The organism is Roseomonas sp. SRI_022 (assembly GCF_057586215.1).
Genome location: NZ_JBYCZL010000002.1, coordinates 203861 through 220026 on the forward strand (window position 1 = coordinate 203861; position 16166 = coordinate 220026).

The 16166-nt window shown below is 66.0% G+C and carries 14 protein-coding genes; 8 read left to right on the plus strand and 6 right to left on the minus strand.

The features are described 5' to 3' along the window. Positions 1-231 precede the first annotated feature (231 nt). Positions 232-657 (minus strand): hypothetical protein, encoded by a 426-nt coding sequence (locus AC2YHJ_RS02725; protein WP_487393806.1) that lies wholly within the window; start codon positions 655-657, stop codon positions 232-234. 168 nt (positions 658-825) lie between these two features. On the opposite strand from AC2YHJ_RS02725, the gene AC2YHJ_RS02730 reads away from it, so the two are divergent. Continuing rightward, positions 826-1008: a hypothetical protein gene (locus tag AC2YHJ_RS02730; protein WP_487393807.1), complete on the plus strand. Its 183-nt coding sequence runs from the start codon at positions 826-828 to the stop codon at positions 1006-1008. 130 nt (positions 1009-1138) lie between these two features. Here the strand turns inward: AC2YHJ_RS02730 and AC2YHJ_RS02735 are convergent, their stop codons facing one another. The 3 genes from AC2YHJ_RS02735 to AC2YHJ_RS02745 form a co-directional block, all read right to left on the minus strand. Continuing rightward, the gene (locus AC2YHJ_RS02735; RefSeq protein ID WP_487393809.1) at positions 1139-2161 is read right to left on the minus strand and encodes an MBL fold metallo-hydrolase; all 1023 of its coding nucleotides are present in this window, start codon (positions 2159-2161) and stop codon (positions 1139-1141) included. 107 nt (positions 2162-2268) lie between these two features. Next, entirely contained in the window at positions 2269-3204 is a 936-nt protein-coding gene (locus AC2YHJ_RS02740) for a Bug family tripartite tricarboxylate transporter substrate binding protein (protein WP_487393905.1), read from the minus strand. A gap of 123 nt (positions 3205-3327) precedes the next feature. After that, the gene (locus AC2YHJ_RS02745; protein WP_487393811.1) at positions 3328-4359 is read right to left on the minus strand and encodes a methyltransferase; all 1032 of its coding nucleotides are present in this window, start codon (positions 4357-4359) and stop codon (positions 3328-3330) included. A 160-nt stretch (positions 4360-4519) separates the two neighbouring features. Between AC2YHJ_RS02745 and AC2YHJ_RS02750 the strand changes: the two genes are divergently transcribed. From AC2YHJ_RS02750 to AC2YHJ_RS02760, 3 genes are all read left to right on the plus strand, one after another. Next, complete coding sequence (locus tag AC2YHJ_RS02750) at positions 4520-4897, plus strand: hypothetical protein (protein WP_487393812.1); 378 nt, start codon at positions 4520-4522, stop codon at positions 4895-4897. 164 nt (positions 4898-5061) lie between these two features. Then, entirely contained in the window at positions 5062-5214 is a 153-nt protein-coding gene (locus AC2YHJ_RS02755; RefSeq protein ID WP_487393813.1) for a hypothetical protein, read from the plus strand. A 22-nt stretch (positions 5215-5236) separates the two neighbouring features. Further along, positions 5237-7537 (plus strand): UvrD-helicase domain-containing protein, encoded by a 2301-nt coding sequence (locus AC2YHJ_RS02760; RefSeq protein WP_487393814.1) that lies wholly within the window; start codon positions 5237-5239, stop codon positions 7535-7537. A 322-nt stretch (positions 7538-7859) separates the two neighbouring features. On the opposite strand, the gene AC2YHJ_RS02765 is transcribed toward AC2YHJ_RS02760, so the two are convergent. Beyond that, positions 7860-9191, minus strand: coding sequence for an aspartate aminotransferase family protein (locus AC2YHJ_RS02765; protein ID WP_487393815.1), 1332 nt, complete (start codon positions 9189-9191; stop codon positions 7860-7862). 11 nt (positions 9192-9202) lie between these two features. Then, on the minus strand, positions 9203-10237 hold the full coding sequence (locus tag AC2YHJ_RS02770) for an amino acid ABC transporter substrate-binding protein (RefSeq protein ID WP_487393816.1): 1035 nt from the start codon (positions 10235-10237) through the stop codon (positions 9203-9205). A gap of 70 nt (positions 10238-10307) precedes the next feature. Here AC2YHJ_RS02770 and AC2YHJ_RS02775 point away from each other — a divergent pair, with 70 nt between their 5' ends. From AC2YHJ_RS02775 to AC2YHJ_RS02790, 4 genes are all read left to right on the plus strand, one after another. Beyond that, positions 10308-11039, plus strand: coding sequence for a GntR family transcriptional regulator (locus tag AC2YHJ_RS02775; protein ID WP_487393906.1), 732 nt, complete (start codon positions 10308-10310; stop codon positions 11037-11039). A gap of 542 nt (positions 11040-11581) precedes the next feature. Beyond that, positions 11582-12115 carry a hypothetical protein gene (locus AC2YHJ_RS02780; protein ID WP_487393818.1) on the plus strand — a complete coding sequence of 178 codons (534 nt, stop codon included), beginning with the start codon at positions 11582-11584 and terminating at the stop codon, positions 12113-12115. A 514-nt stretch (positions 12116-12629) separates the two neighbouring features. Further along, entirely contained in the window at positions 12630-14717 is a 2088-nt protein-coding gene (locus tag AC2YHJ_RS02785) for a hypothetical protein (RefSeq protein ID WP_487393819.1), read from the plus strand. A gap of 64 nt (positions 14718-14781) precedes the next feature. Further along, positions 14782-16157 (plus strand): IS3 family transposase gene (locus AC2YHJ_RS02790; protein ID WP_487393821.1). Its coding sequence is split into 2 segments (ribosomal slippage): positions 14782-15142 and positions 15142-16157, totalling 1377 coding nucleotides; the frame shifts between segments, so codons are not numbered across the junction. Positions 16158-16166: the final 9 nt, after the last annotated feature.

Genomic DNA, 16166 nt, shown 5'->3' on the forward strand with positions numbered 1-16166 from the left:
CGCGGTCACTGTCAGGCCCAGGTTTGGCGGGACTTCTCGCGTGTAGGTCGGGAAAGCCACCGGACCCGGAGCGGCATTCTCTCTCTCCGACCGGCCAATTCTCTCCGCACCTTGGGACTCGGGCGATTAGTTCCCAACCCTACAACGCATTGATTTTGTTGGCATCCTAACCGGCGCCTTCTGCCGGGAGTTGCGGCCGGCTACGCCTGCCGATCACAACCGGGCGCCAACTCAGGGCGCCGACGCTCCCGAGCCGGCCCCCTTATCGGGCCGATAGGTGGCGGCAAAAATGTTGTCCGTCAGGAATTTCCGGAACGACGGATCGTCCTGGAACATCTTGAAGAGCTCAACGTGGTCCGCGACGAGGTCGTTCATCGCCCGTTGCAGAGCTGCGTCATGCTCGATTCGGGCATTCTGCCGATCGGAGTTTCGGACCGCGTTCTGAAAGGCCTTGTCCGCGGACACCTTGGCCGGCAACTCCTCGGTGATCACCTTCCGGATCTTGTCCCCGTCCTTCCAGTCGACGTTCCCAAACTGGTCGTTGAACGCCTGGATGATATTGCTCAGCCGGTCCAACCCCGGCTCCGGCTTTCGGCCGCCGCCGCTGGTCGGCACTGGATCGACCTCGGCATCGGTGTCCGGCAATGCCACAGCCATCGAGGCCTGAACCTCAACCCGGTAGCTGGGCGCAGCCCGGCAGCGCCACCTTCGAGGATGTGGAGCTCGAGGGGGCTGCCGGGGCCCGCGCCGCCTCGATCCCCATCACCCTCTGGTTCACCGTCGCCGGCTCGCCGCTGGCCTGATCTCTTTCCCGGAGAAAAGCTCATGCCCCGTGCCATCGGCGCAAATTGCCGTCTGCTCATGCTCCCCGAGACCACCTACGGCACCGCGCCCGGCAGCAACTGGCGGCGCATGCCGTTCCTCTCCTGTGATCTCGGCGCTGAGCAAAGTACACGTGAACCCGATGACCGGCAGATAAAGCCAGTTCGGCGCGAACAACGGGCCTGAGATCTCAGCGGAGCTTCTTGCCAGCCGCAGCCGCCCGACTTCCTGTTCCGTAAATCACGAGTTCCCCAATCGCCGGCGGCGTTCCTGGCACAAACTGGAGCTCGCGGCGGCAGAGCTGCGCGATTACCGCTCAGGCGGGATATCCCCGCCGCTGAGCATCCCAACGCCGGACCTTCACTTCATCTTCGATGGTGATGCGCATAAGATCCTCTCCGGCCTCCAAAGGGCCGGCATAGGTACTCCGCGTGCGTGGGACGATCTCCGCACCGCCGGTCGCGATCAGGATGAAGTGCGTGTAAACTGCAAGCCTCGGGTTCACCCGGGTGAACGCGCGACCGGCATCCTCAGGCGAGGTGTGATGCTCGATAACAGACCTGAACTCAGGCCGCCCTGCCCAATCCGGCGCTATCGCCAGGACCTCATGAATCAGGACGTCAGTGCCGGCCGCATGCTTGATGAGGTTCTCGTCTGGCTGAGTGTCGCCTGAGATGGTGACCGACCGCGATCCGTAGTCGATGCGATAGCCGACCGATGGCTTTATCAAATTCCCATGGTCGACTGCGAAGGCGGTGACCTTCACGCCAGCTTCCTCAAACACGATGCCGTCGCCTTGGAAATCGTGCGTTTCGATGCCAGTCGCGGCGATGTCGATGCCTTCTTCGGCAACGCGCATGCGGATGTCGGCCGCGAAAGCCTCTCGCAGGCCGTTCGCGAGGCGCGTCAGCGGGCTGGGCGTAGTGCCGTCTGACGGCCCCCAGAGCTTGAGTGGCCTGCCGCGAGATGCGAACGGCGCGCCACGCAGATAGCCGGTCAGCCAGAGATCCGGCAGGCCGGCCAGGTGGTCGGAGTGGTAGTGGGTCAGGAAAACGACATCGAGGCCCCTTCCGAAGGACATGCGCAACTGGTGAAGGCGCACCGTCACTCCCCGGCCGGTATCGAACAGGAGCGCTAGTCCACCAGCCTGCACCAAAGTTGCTGGCCCGAAACGCGTCGCACTGGGTTCCGGAGAGCCGGTGCCCAGCAGAGTCACAACGATCTCGCCCGCGGCTGCCGCTGGGCCCTGCGCCGCAGCGGTATTGGAGACGGATCGCACCGCCGCTTCACCTGCGGCCATCAGCGCCGCTGCACCACTTAGAAAGGATCTCCTGCCCATTGTGACGTTCCTTAAGGAGAATGCACTCCATGACATCGATCAGGATTGTCATGGCGTTTTTCGGCTCCGCTTCGTACCAGGGCGGCAGCGGCCCCTACGGCTGCAGCTCAATTCGCCGGCCTCAATCCGAACTCCCGCGCGAGCGCCGCCCACCTAGTGCGATGCGCGGCAATCTCAGCCGTGAACTCCGTTGGCGAAGACGCCCCACGCACCTCCATGCCAGCGGCGAGGAGGCGACCAGCGGTCGCGGATTCCGTCAGGGTTGCCCAGGCCTGCTCGGCTAGTTCCGTGCGGGCTGCTTCCGGCATGCCGCGCCATCCGAACAGGCCATGGATGCCTTCGATCTCGAGTAACGGGAACCCGGCTTCTGCCACGGTCGGCACGTCGGGCGCCGCCGGGGCCCGGGTCCGGCCCGTCGTTGCCAACAGCCGCAGCTGCCCATCCTGAAGCAGGGGCGTGATCGATGCGAGCGGCAGCAGCACCATGTCGAGGCGTCCAGCGGCGAGATCGAGAAGGGCCTGGGGAGGGCGGCTGTAGGGCACATAGTTCATGTCGAGGCCGCCGGCGCCTCGCATGAAGTCCTTGCAAACGAGGTATGCCGCGGTCCCGGAAGGTGCATACCAGTTCAGCGCCCCCGGCCTCGCACGCGCATGGTCGGCCAACTCCGCGACGCTGCGCGCCGGCGACGTCCCCCGGACCACGATGCCCAGGAAGTCCGTCGTGCCGGCATGGATCGGCACGAAGTCCGCGTCTGGGTCATAGGGCAGCCGATCGGCTCCGAGCGGCAGCACCGTCACGACGTTGAGGACGCTGTAGAACAGCGCCTCGCCAGGACCGGTCCGCGCGAAGGCCTCTGCCCCGATGATGCCGTCGGCACCCACTCGGTTCTCCACTACCAGAGCGTGGCCGCGTCGGCGGGCAAGCCCGTCGGCTAGGAGGCGGGCACCGAGATCCGGCGCGCCGCCCGCTGCACCCGGTACGATAATACGCGACGGCCGGAACGCCCTGCTCGGCTGCGCTCGTGCCGCACCTCGACCCGGCATGCCCGAAAGGGCGGCCAGACCCAGGCCGAGGCATGCCCGGCGCGTGATCGGTGTATGCTTGTGCAAGGCTACCTCCTACATCGTATGGACGAGGCGAGGCGCGGCGAGGCGAACGCAGCGGCGCTAGGCGGGCGTCGCCTCGATAATGCTGACGGCCAGGGCGGTGCCGACGATCTGCCGCACAGCGAAGCCCGCCCGTGACAGCAACGCGCAGAACTCGGCCTCGGTACGCTCGCGGCCGCCGGGCGTCATTACGAGCATCTCCATGTCCAGCAGGAAAGGCTCGGGCGGCTGGCCCTCCCCGCGCTCAGGCATGACTCGTTCAACTAGGAGCAATGAGCCGTCCGGTGGCAGCGCCGTGTGGCACACCGCGAGGATTGCCGCCGCGCGGTCGTCGTCCCAGTCATGGATCACCTGGTTCAGCAGGCAGGCATCGGCTTCCTCAGGCAGCGCCTCGAAAAAGCTTCCACTCACCACATCGCAGCGTGTCGCGATATCAGGGGCCGCGAGCAGCGGCGATGCGCCCTCGATCACATGCGGCATGTCAAACAGGATTCCGGCAACGGTGGGGTTCGCGGCGAGGACCTCGGCGAGGAAGCGGCCGTTGCCGCCGCCCACATCCAAGATTCTTGTGAAGCGCGAGAAGTCGAAGGCGGCGAGTACGGCGCTCGATCTTGCGGCGGCAAAGATTGCCATGGCGCCGACATGAAGTGCCGCATCCTCGGGGTTGTCTGCATACCAAGCGAAGACGTCAGGGCCGACGATCGACGAGGAAGCTGGCTCGCCCGTGCGAACGCTGTGCATCAGGTTGCCCCAGCAACGCCATCGTAGGTCGCTCGCCATCCAAAGCACGGCAGGCCGGATCGAGCCAGGCGCGTCGGCGCGGAGCTTGTCGCCAATAGGGGTAAGTGCGAAGCGGCCGGGCTCGGGCTCGGCAAAGACGCCGAGCGCCACGAGACAGCGCATCAGGCGATTCAGAGCGACAGGATCGGCGCCGGTTGCCGCGGCTAGTGCGGTCGCGTCGCAGGGACCGGCAGCGAGACGGCCGGCAACATCGAGCGCTGCGGCGACGTGAAGCGCCTGCGACGCCCGCATGCCCCCAGCAATGCGCAGTAGGGCTGCAGCAGGGTCCGGAACACTGGCTTCGGGAGCCATCGTCGCCATCCTCCACCGGACCTGCTGGCGGCCGGATCGCCAGACGCCAAGGCAAGGCGGAGTGCTCGTCAAGCTGCGCCCACCGCGTCTTCGTAAGCAAGCCTTTTGATCGCCTCTCGAATGCGGCGCTTGAGCGCGCTTGTCGCCAATGGAGAAGTCTATGCTCACCCTCGATCTGCCCACTGAACCCTACTGGCTCGACCTGCCGCGCGGCGTCCGCGTGGAAATCCGACCCGTCACCACCGCCGTCATGGCCGCCGCTCAGGCCGGCTCCGCCCGCCGCCTTGGCGCACTGCGGGCCGCGTCCGAAGACCTCGACCCAGACATGGCCCGCGGCCTGGCCTTCGCCTTCCTGGTCAAGGCGCTGGCCCGCCACGCCGTCACCGCCTGGGAGGGTGTCGGCGACGCTGCCGGCAAGCCGCTGCTGCTCTCGCCCGAGGCCGTCGAGCGTCTGATGGACATGGACGAGATGGCTGCCGCCTTTTGGGACCGTGCGACAGGCCCGGTCGCCGCCGTGGCGTTGGAGGGAAACGGCTGAGGGCTCGGGCCGAATGGCATTTCGGCCAGGGCCCTGACTACTGCCGCGGCTGCGCGGCCCTCGATCGCGACTGCGGCCTCGCCTGTCCCTACGCCGCCGATGCCCCTGCCAGCGCCGAGGGCGCCGCCTGCTGGGCCGCCGGCACCACCTGCGCCACTGCGACGATGGCTGGCTTCGACCTCGACCTGCCGGCCGCACTCGCCACCGCCCGCGAGATGGGTGCGACCGGCTGGGCGGCGGCCGAACTGCTGCTGGCCATGCGCATGGGCCTCGCCGCCGGCAGCGCCGCACGGCGCACTGATCCCACCGACATCTAGCCACCCAACCGACGCAGGAGGCGTGACGCATGACGTCCGCGTACTCACAACCCTCGGAGCGCTCACCGGCGCTTTGGCGAGTGACTTGGAGCTGCGTGTCGAGGTGAGCGATGTATCCAGGCTGCTCGACCGGGCGCTCCTTTGGCTCCACGAACAGGAGGTGATCACCCTCGGCAAGGGACTCGCGATATTCCGAGCAGCGATAACGGTTCACCTCGAGCCCGGCCGTCGGCAGTTTACCAACGCGGACTTCGAGCCACTCCGCCTGCACTACGACGAGCAAACGCTGCAGACGCACATCATCGCCGAATACGCACGACGCGGGCTTGCCTCCAGTGGCGAGGCACTCCGGCTCGCAGACGACTACTTCAGACTCGATCGCCAAGCCTTCGTCGATCGCTGGATTCCCGGCCGGTCGGCGGAGATCCGCCGCCAAACGACGCCGGAGTCGTGGCGCAGAATCGTCGAAGCGCTGGAGAATGCGATGCAGTCCCGCATCGTGGCGGACGACAGGGAACAGACAAGCGTCCTCGTCCTGGCGGGACCCGGTTCTGGCAAGACCCGCGTTCTTGTGCATCGCATTGCCTACCTGCTCCGGGTACGGCGGGAGGACCCACGTGGCGTACTTGTACTTGTTTACAATCGGCATGCCGCGGCGGAGATACGCCGCCGACTTCAGGAACTCCTTGGCGAGGACGCACGGGGCATAACGGTGTCGACCTGCCACGGCCTTGCGATGCGTCTCGTCGGGGCGAGTTTCTCGGGGCAGGCCGAGCGGCTCAACCCGAACGCGTTCGACCGGATCCTCCGCGACGCGGTGTCGCTCATCCGCGGTGATGGGTTGGCGAAGGAGGAGGCCGAAGCGCAGAGGGACACATTGGTCGAGGGCTACCGATGGATCTTGGTAGACGAGTACCAGGATATCGGCGCTGATGAGTACGAGCTGATTGCTGCCGTCGCGGGGCGCTCGCTAGAGGACGAGGACCGCCGCCTGAGCCTCTTCGCGGTCGGCGATGACGACCAAAACATTTACGCGTTCTCGGGCGCGTCAGTCGAGTTCATCCGGCGCTTCGAGGCGGACTACGCGGCCCGTCCTGTGCACTTGCTGGAGAACTACCGGTCGACGGCGAACATTGTCCGGGCGGCGAACCTCGTAATTGGACCGGCGCCCGACCGAATGAAATCCGGGCACGACATTGTCGTCGATCGCAAGCGACGGCGGGAACCCGGAGGCGGCCGACTCGAGACGCTGGACCCGGTCGCACAGGGGCGCGTCCAAGTCCTCGCGGCCCGGACGGACCAACTAGGGCAAGCGGTGGTCGCCGTGCGTGAACTCGAGCGGCTCGCACATATAGTCCCGCACTGGCGATGGGCTGGCGCCGCTGTTGTCGCACGCGAGTGGAGTTACCTGCAGCCGGTCCGCAGCTACTGCGAAGCGCGCGGAATTCCGGTCCAAATGGCAAACGAGGATGCGCCTGGCTTCTGGCGCCTTCGCGAGACTCGATGCCTCGTCGAATGGCTGCGTGACCGCCCCGCTTCGGGCATCAGCGCTGCAGAGACAGTGTCATGGCTGAGGCAGCAGCCGAGCGGACCATGGTGGTCGTTGCTCGCGGAGGGGATCGAGCAGTTCAGTCAGGAACTCGGTGAGCGTGAGACGGCGCCCCACGACGTAATCGAATGGCTCGCCGAATGGGGCCGAGAGGCAAGGAAGCGACAGGCAGGCCTCCTTCTTCTGACCGCCCACCGGGCGAAGGGTCTCGAGTTCGACGACGTCGTTGTTCTCGACGGCGGCTGGGACAAAGTTTCACGCGGCGAGGATCGCGCTGCTGCTAGGCGGCTATACTACGTCGCAATGACCCGCGCGCGACGGACCTTGGCGCTGGTCTCACAGAACACGAGACATGCGATTTTGCGAGACCTCGATGCTTCCTGTTTCCTGGTGAGGGAGATCGACGAGTCTTCGATCGACGTTTCCGACTGCCGGCGGGTGTACCAACAGCTTGACCTGAGCCAGGTCGATCTGTCTTACGCCGGACGCTTGCGAGACCGACATCCTGCGCTTGACGCAATTGCGAGGTTGAACCCAGGCGATCCCGTGAGCCTTCGTCGCGATGGCGATCGATGGGACATCATCGACGCGGCCGGCGTCACGGTAGGTCGACTAGCGCAGAAACATCGCGCGCCCCAAGGAGCGAGGTTTCTTCGGGGCAAGGTGCTTGCGGTAATCTCGCGGAGGCGCGAGGATTCCGTCGAGGAATACCATTCCGCCCTCAAGCGGACAGCATGGGAAGTCATTGTCCCTGAGCTAGTATATGAAATCTGAGCTGGGCGAAGCACGCCCGTGATGCGCGTCTAGTAAGATCCTCATCAGGACGTCTGAGGAACATCTGGCTCACCAATCGCAAGAGCGCTTCGTCCAGAGGACACGCGCGCCAGCGACCTTCGTCGCCCGATTCCCACCGCTGACCCCGCGACCGTCGACCACGCTTGCGAGATGGAGACCGCTTGTACCGAGTCGCACCTCCTCCAGGTTCAGGCGGCGCGGCCTTGCGCGTGCCTCGCTCGGCGCTTCGGCTGGGAGATGTCCGCAGAGTTCGCTCTAATCCGGCCTGCGGCCGGCGCCCCGTGGCGAAACACGTGCGGCTTCAGGCCTTGGCAAGCAATGGCTTGCGCGACGCGCAGAACTCCTCCACCGACGCGACGAAGCGCGCGCACTCGGCATCCCCGACAGGCAGGCTCAGTGCCACCATGCCGCGCCGCGCGAGGTACAGCCCGCCCGCCAGCATATCGAGGAAGAACAGCTCGCGCAGCGCGTCCTCCTCCGCCGTCGCGACATAGGGGCGCAGGATCTGCCCGGTACGGAAATGCGGCTGCATCATGCTGCCGATGCCGGTGAACTGCATCGCCACGCCATGCTTGGCGCAGGCCGCATTCAGTGCATCGCGCAGCGCCTCGCCGCGTGCGCGAAGGGCTTCCGCCGCTGCATCGTCGAAGATCTCGCCCATCGCGACGCAGCCGGCGGCCATCGACAGCACGTTGTTGTTGAAGGTGCCCGAATGCGGCATCGATCCGGCGCGGTAGCCATCGAACACCGACATCACCTCCGCCGCACCGCCGAAGGCGCCGAACGACATCCCGCCGGCCATGTACTTGCCGAGCGTCGTGAGGTCGGGTGTGACGCCGTGCAGGCGCTGCAGGCCGCCGGCGCTGTGTCGGCTGGTCATGACCTCGTCGAAGATCAGCACCGCGCTGGCCTCGGTCGCGGCGGCGCGCAGCGCCAGCAGGAAGTCGCGCGTGGCAGGGATACAGCCGCCACCGCCCATCATCGGTTCCAGGATCACGGCCGCGAGGTCCGCCGCGTGATCGCGGATCAGCGCCACCGCACCGTCGATGTCGTTGTACTGCGCGAGCACCACCGGAAACGGCGCGTTCACGGGATTGCCGCCGCCCGCGAAGGTCATCGCCCCGCCATGGTAGCCGCCATGGAAGCCGAGGATCTTCGACCGCCCGGTGCGGTGGCGCGCCGCGGCCAGCGCCATCAGGTTCGCCTCGGTGCCGCTGTTGGTGAAGCGCACGCGCTCCAGCGAGGGGAACCGCGCGCAAAGAATCTCCGCGAAACGCGCCTCGTTCTCGCCCACGCCGGCCAGGTTCAGGCCGTTCGCGATCGTCGCCGCCAGCACCGCCTTGATGCGCGGGTTGGAATGCCCGAACAGCCCGGCGGTGAATTCGCCCACGAGGTCGAGGTAGTGGTGGCCGTCGATGTCTTCCAGCCAGCAGCCTTCGCCCTTCGCCATTGCGGTCGGAAAGGGCGTGTAGAACAGCACGGACCTGGTATTGCCGCCGGGCAGCACGGCGCGGGCGCGGTCATGCGCGGCGGCGGATTTCGGGCGGGCGCCGATGTAGCGCTCGCGCGCCTCAGCGAGCGCAGCATCGAGGTCGCTGTTGCGCGGAGCGGTCGGTGCGTCGAGCGGTGCCATTGTTCTGCGTCCTATTGCCAGAGCCAGGAGATCAACAGCCCGCCCTCGGTCCAGGGACGGTTCGGACCGCGATCCATGCCAAGCACGCTGCCGGGGCCGCGCTGGAAGACCTCGCCGTAGTTGCCGACCTGGCGCACCACCTCGAACGCCCAGCCCGCCGGCAGGCCCCAGCCGGTGCCGACATTCTCCGTCAGGCCGAGGAAGCGGCGGATCTTGGGATCCTGCGTGCTCGCGCGGATGCCCGCGACGTTCTCGCGTGTCAGGCCCATCTCCTCCGCCTGGATCAGCGCGAAGACGGTCCAGCGGGTCAGCGCTGCCCATTCTGGGTCGCCGTTGCGCACCAGCACGCCGTGCGGCTCCTTGAAGATCAGGTCGGACAGCAGCACGAAGTCCTGCGGGTTGGGCGCGGCGGCGCGATTGGCGGCGAGGTTGATCATGTCGTTGCTGATCGCGTCGCACCGCCCGGCCAGGAAGGCCTGCAGGATGGTGGGCGGAGTGTCGAAGGGAATGGTGGTGACGCGGATATTGTTCTGACGCGCCCAGTCCGTGAGGTTGCGCTCGATCTCGCTGCCCTGCGTCGCGCAGAAGGTCGCACCGTCCAGCTGCGTGGCGCGCGCGATATTCGCCGCGCGGCGCACCAGCACGCCCTGGCCGGTGAAGAAGTGCGGCACGGTGATGGTCAGGCCCATCTGGCTGTCGCGCGCTAGCGTCAGCGCCGTGGTGCGCGTGAGCAGGTCCACCTCGCCCGACTGCAGCGCGGTGAAGCGGTTCTGCGCGGTGGTCGGGATGAAGCGGACCTTCTCGGCGTCGCCGAACACCGCCGCGGCCATGGCGCGGCAGATATCGGCATCAAAGCCGCGCCATACGCCCTGGCTGTCGGGCTGGGACATGCCGGCGACGCCGGTCGAGACGCCGCAGCGCACATGGCCGTTGCGGCGGATGGCATCGAGCGTCGCGCCGGCCTGGACCGGCCAGGCCGAGAGCAGCGACAGCGCGGCGCCGGCCAGCGCGGCCAAGCCGGTGATGCGGGGGGACGGCAAGCGCATGGGGGCTGATCCTTCACAGGAGGCTGGCGCGGCGCCAGCAAAGTGTGATCACGCTACGGCATGAGACGCAATCACGGAATTAGCCCCCTTCCCCCCCGACCCCGCGCCCCGCGATGAATCCCTAGAACAACGCACATACGCCGCGCTGCGCGACGCGCTGATCCAGGGTGGCTTCCCGCCAGGCGAGAAACTCTCGATCCGCCGCATCGCCGCCGCACTCGGCGTCAGCCCCATGCCGGCCCGCGCGGCCCTGCTCCGGCTCGCGGCGGAACGCTGCCTCGACATCGCCCCCAGCGGGGCGGCGATCGTCCCCCTCATCACCCGCGACGCCTATCGCGAGATCACGCGCATCCGCACCCTGCTGGAACCCGAGGCCGCCGCCGCCGCCGTGCCGCGCCTACGGCCCGATGAGATCGCCGCCCTGCGCGCCCTCGCAGCCGAGGCCCGCGCCGCACGCGCCGCCGGCGACGAGGACACCTACCGCCGCGGCGACCGCCTGCTGCACCAGCGCTTCTTCGCCGCGGCCGGACAGCCGCTGCTGCTGGCGATGATCGAGACGCTGTGGATGCGGCGCAGCGCCGTCATTGCCCTGGCCAGGCCGATCCTGCCGGCGCGCACCGATGGCGACGACCACGAAGGGCTGCTCGCGGCCGCCGAAGCGCACGACCCGCAGGCAGCAGCGGCTGCATCACGCAGCGAAATCGAACGGGCAGCGGCGTTCCTGCTGGCCAGGCTGCGGTTTCCCGAGGACCCGCCGCCTCCAGCGCAAGGCTGGCAAGCGCTGCAGCCAATCACCGGCTAATCGTAAGGCGGCTCTAGGCGGATCGTCCGGCCCACTCCGGTGCGAGACAGCCGACATGCGCGGTTTGAACTCCGACGCACTCCCTGGCCGATTCCCTTTCCCGGCAACGTCACTCGCAGACCATTCCGCGGTGCACGCTTCGCCTCCAGAATCGCCCGTCAGCGAGCGACCCGTCCAGAGAAGGTTGGATTCCGGTTCCCACCGCTGCTCCAGTCTTCTCTCTCACAACCTGTCTCTCTTGGTCAGGGCACCTCGCTGAGGCGCAGGTTTGGCCGGGGTTTGCGCGCCGACCTTGATGGTTCGAAGGCGCAACCAGTGCCGAATTCGCGCAGCTGAGAGCGGAGAGTCTCCGAACCTTGAGGGTGGGCCGATTTTACCCTCAAGCTTAAGCCGTTGAATTCCGGGCTTGTTTTTTGGCCGGTGCCGCCGAAATTCAGTAGTGCGATTCGCCCAGCAATCTTTCATTGCTGCGAATCGTTGATCCGCCCCCAAGCTTCTCTGCGGCGCCGAAGTGCCGCCTCACCTCGCTATGCCGGACGTCCATGGACGACAAAGACCGCGTCTTCGCCCGCTTCAAAGACGACAAGCCCGAGGCTTCCAACCGTCGCGAGTTGCTGACCATCCCGCGACGTGCCGGTGCGCCCGGCAGCAGGACCGTCGAGGTGGTGCATGTGCGGTCGGGTGGGGCGATCAAGGACAGGCCGCGGCGCGTCGATCCGTATGTCCGAGCCGCCTCCTGGGAGGGAGGCTTCCCGGCAAAGCAGACAGTCGCCGCACCTGCACTCGTTGAGCCTGAGACCATTGAGGTGGAAAGGCCGACCGCACACCTCATGCCAGCGTGGGAGGCAGCCACCCCGGAGGCGAAGACCACACCGTCAGCCCCCGACCAGGGGCCGGTCGTGGCGGCACGCCGCGCTCGAGGGCGGCCTCGCAAACTGACTGCCAGCACGCTGACCAGGCACGTTGCTGACCCCTTCGACGCCTCCGACGATGGGACGAACTGCATGCGCTGCGGCTATGCCATCGAGCCCGCGCGCGAGAAGCGCGGGCTGATGACCTGTGCGGATTGCGGGTAGCGCCCACGGGCCGATCGCCTGGGGCGCTGGCTTGGCCAGAGTGTACGCCCAGGCCTTCAGGGTATGCAGCCACAATGAGGGATCGAAATCACCTTCCGGCAGCGGAGCGCCGGACGCATGAACGCTTAGCCAAGTTGAAGGCCAGAGTCCGAAAAGCCACCGGGTCCACCGTCGCTGGCCCTTGGTCCGCCGTCCGCTTCACAATCGAGGTCTTCTGCGCTGGCATACTCGCCACAGCAGTTCCTTCGCCGGATACGACCCAGGCTGATCACAAGCGGTCCCAGGTCACCCAGTCGGCCTTCTCCAAAAGGCTCATTCGCGCGAACAATTCGTCACCAATTCGCTCGTCTTCCAGCGATGGCCATGGCAAGCCAATAGCAATGGAGTCGAGAAATGGGCGAGTCGCGAACCGCTCGAGTGTCACACTTTGAGCGCAGCTAACAACTCGATGGCGAGTCGGGATGCGGTGTCACAGACGCAAGAGGCCCTTCAGGCTTCAAGCACAAGCGACCGCGTGGTCGGTGACAAGGCGCGCGAAGCTGTCGCGTCCCTTCGGGGATACGCATATCAAGTCTATGCGGCTGCCCTCACCTGGCTGGAACTCGGGGGAGAAGAAGAACTCTATTTGGAAGTTGCCGAGGACTTCGCGCGAGTTGCCCATGGTTCATTGAGCGGGGTGCAGGTCAAGGATACCCCAGGGAGCATCAGCCTCGCGTCGGAGACTGCGCGCGAGGCTGTCTCCTCCTTCGTCCAACTGGTCGAGTCGAATCCGAGCCGTGCCGTGCGGCTTGTGTTTCTCACTACCGCGATCGCCGTCCAAGAGAAGAAGCGCGATCACAGGACCGGGACTACACCTGCTCTGGAGTATTGGAAGAAAGTTGGTGAAGGTCACGATATTGCACCATTGCGGAAGGTGCTCGAAGTTCTTGATTTTGACGAGAAGACAAGAGAATTTATCCGCTCCAGGAGTGATGAGCAGCTCCGCACGGACTTAATCCAGAGGATCGAATGGCGATACGGCGAGCGCCCAATAGACGCTCTTGCGCATAGCCTCCGTGAGCGTGTGGCGAGCTACGCCTTCAATCAACTCGATGTGCCCATCGCGGAGGGCAGACGGTTCGCGGACAACGTGTTTGTGCGGGTGCTTGAGGCAAGCGTAGCGCCCGAGCGAACCAAGCGTGTGCTGCGAAGCGGCCAGCTGAGGGAACTCCTCGACACGGCGTCCAGGGTAAGTGTGCCTCGGGCGATAGCCGAAGTCATGCTCCAGAGCTATCGCCCCGAGAGATCCGAGGGCGATCTCGCGCCGGCCGTCGGCGTAAATGTGGGTTCTCTGGTGGACCTTCTCGTCGAGGGCCTTGCTGCACGACTCACGCCTCCTCTCGCGTCTAGTCTCCGCCAGTCGATCGATGTCCGACCTCCGACGGAAGCCACGGCTGATCAAGCAGCCGAGGATCCGGCGCTGCACGCTCAGATCGATTTGCTGAGAGAGATGTGGCTGGGCGAAGACCAACCTCTCATCGTGGAAAAGCGGCTCGTCACGCTTCTCGATGGGTTACGGCCCGACGAAAAGCCTTGGGCCCGGTTTCGGATCTTGACCAACTTGGGCGCGATCGCACTGCGTCTCGGGCGCGAGCAAGACGCGATCCCTCGCTTCACAGCTGCCCATGCCGTCCGCCCGACCGACCCGAAGGCAATCTCGAACCTAGCCTTGGTCCGCATGCTGGAAGGCCGGCACGAAGAGGCGATGGCTTTGGCGCGCGCCGCGTTGAACGGCACACCACGCGCCGATCACGCCGTAGAGTATTTGCTCCACGCGGCAGCGCGATCGACCTGGGTGGGGCCTCCAGAAACGTTGGTACCAGCCGATCTCGTCGGAAAGCCCGACGCCGACTTCGGACTGGCAGACTTCCACTGGCGGCGGCGAACGCCCGGTTGGCAGAAGATCTGCATGGACCTGGCGGCGCGCCATCCGGCGGTGCCGGAGTTCCGCCCGCTAAATGCGGCCGCTGTGCTTTCGCTTGTGATCGACAAAGTCGATGCCGGCGTGGTCATGGAGCGGATTTCGTCCCAAGACCTTAACACCGCAGCCGATGATATGAAGGCGCTGGTGGAGCGCCTATTTCGCATTGGCTTCAGCGACGCGCACGACCTTCGTGCGCATCTCAACAATGCAAGCATTCTTCTGAGGCTCTGCGGCAGGCACCAGGAGCTCGAAGAGCTTCTTCGGCGGTTCGAGAACGTCGTCACCGAGGAGCCGGCACTGCGTCGTTTAATGGCATTGACGCTTGTGGAATTGGGAAGGCGCAAAGAGGCCATTGCCTGGATCGAACTGGAGGCCAACTCGGAGAGCCGTCTCGTACTGGCAGAGCTTCGGGCGGTGGATGATCCCGCAGCGGCACTAGAAATTGCGTTGGCAATCGACCCCGGTTCCCTCGATCCCAACCTGTGCAGCACACGCCTGCATATTATCGCCGATCTGGCCGCACGACTGCGTCGAATTGATGTTCTTGAAGGCGCGATCAAGAGCATCAGGGAGATAGAGTCGGCGGGATGGCTGGCTGACCTTCTTGAGCTGAAAGGTGTTCGGCGTCGGCGCCAATGAGACAGATCGGGGATGTTGAGGAGCGGAGGATTTCTGGCTCATCGTAACCATCGATGGAGTGAAGATGAGCCAGAAATCCTCCGCCCCGGCAGCGCGAGAGACTGCCGCTGCGAAGGCGCCGGCCGAGCGGGTGGTCCGCGACATTCGGCGCCGCACCCGCAAGCACCACTCGGCCGAGGAGAAGATCCGGATTGTGCTGGAAGGACTGCGCGGCGAGGACAGCATCGCCGCGCTGTGCCGGCGCGAAGCGATCGCCGAGAGCCTGTACTATTCCTGGTCGAAGGAGTTCCTCGAAGCCGGCAAGCGGCGCTTGGCGGGCGATACCGCCCGCGCTGCCACGACCGACGAGGTGAAGGCGCTGCGGCAGGAAACTCGCGCGCTGAAGGAGGTCGTCGCCGAGCAGACGCTTGAGCTGCGGCTGCTGAAAAAAAGCATGACCGGGGCTGGGGACGACCTCGCATGAGGTACTCGGCGGCCGAGAAGCTCGAGATCATCCACCTGGTCGGGCAATCACATCTGCCGGTGCGCCGCACGCTGGCACATCTCGGCATCCCGCCGGCGACGTTCTATCGCTGGTGCGAGCGTTACCAGGCCGGCGGGCCGGAGGCGTTGGCCGACAGGCCCTCGCGGCCCGATCGCGTCTGGAACCGCATCCCCGACGAGGTCCGCGACCGCGTCGTCGAGCTGGCGCTGGCCGAGCCCGCACTGTCGCCGCGCGAACTCGCCGTGCGGTTCACCGACGCCGAGCGCTACTTCGTCTCGGAAGCCTCGGTCTACCGCCTGCTCAAGGCGCATGATCTCATCACCAGTCCCGCGTTCATCGTGGTCAAGGCGGCCGGCGAGTTCCACACCAGGACCACCGCGCCGAACCAGCTCTGGCAGACCGACTTCACCTATCTCAAGGTCATCGGCTGGGGCTGGTTCTATCTCTCCACCGTGCTCGACGACTTCTCCCGTTACGTCATCGCCTGGAAGCTCTGCGCCACGATGGCAGCACGTGATGTCACCGACACCCTCGAACTCGCGCTCGAGGCCTCCGGCTGCGGCACGGCCCGCGTGCAGCATCGACCGCGCCTGCTCTCGGACAATGGGCCGAGCTACATCGCCGGCGAGCTCGCCGATTGGCTCGCCAGCAATGGCATGCCGCACACCCGCGGCGCGCCTTGCCATCCCCAGACCCAGGGCAAGATCGAGCGCTGGCACCAGACCCTGAAAAACCGCGTCCTGCTCGAGAACTACTATCTGCCCGGCGAGCTCGAGGCACAGGTCCCCGCTTTCGTCGAGCACTACAATCACCGCCGCGCCCACGAGAGCCTGCAGAACCTCACCCCGGCCGATGTCTACTTCGGCCGCGGACCCACGATCCTGCGCGAGCGACAACGTATCAAGCGTCAGACCATCCAACGTCGCCGCTTGCTGCACCAGCGGCAGGCCGCATAACCTTCAACC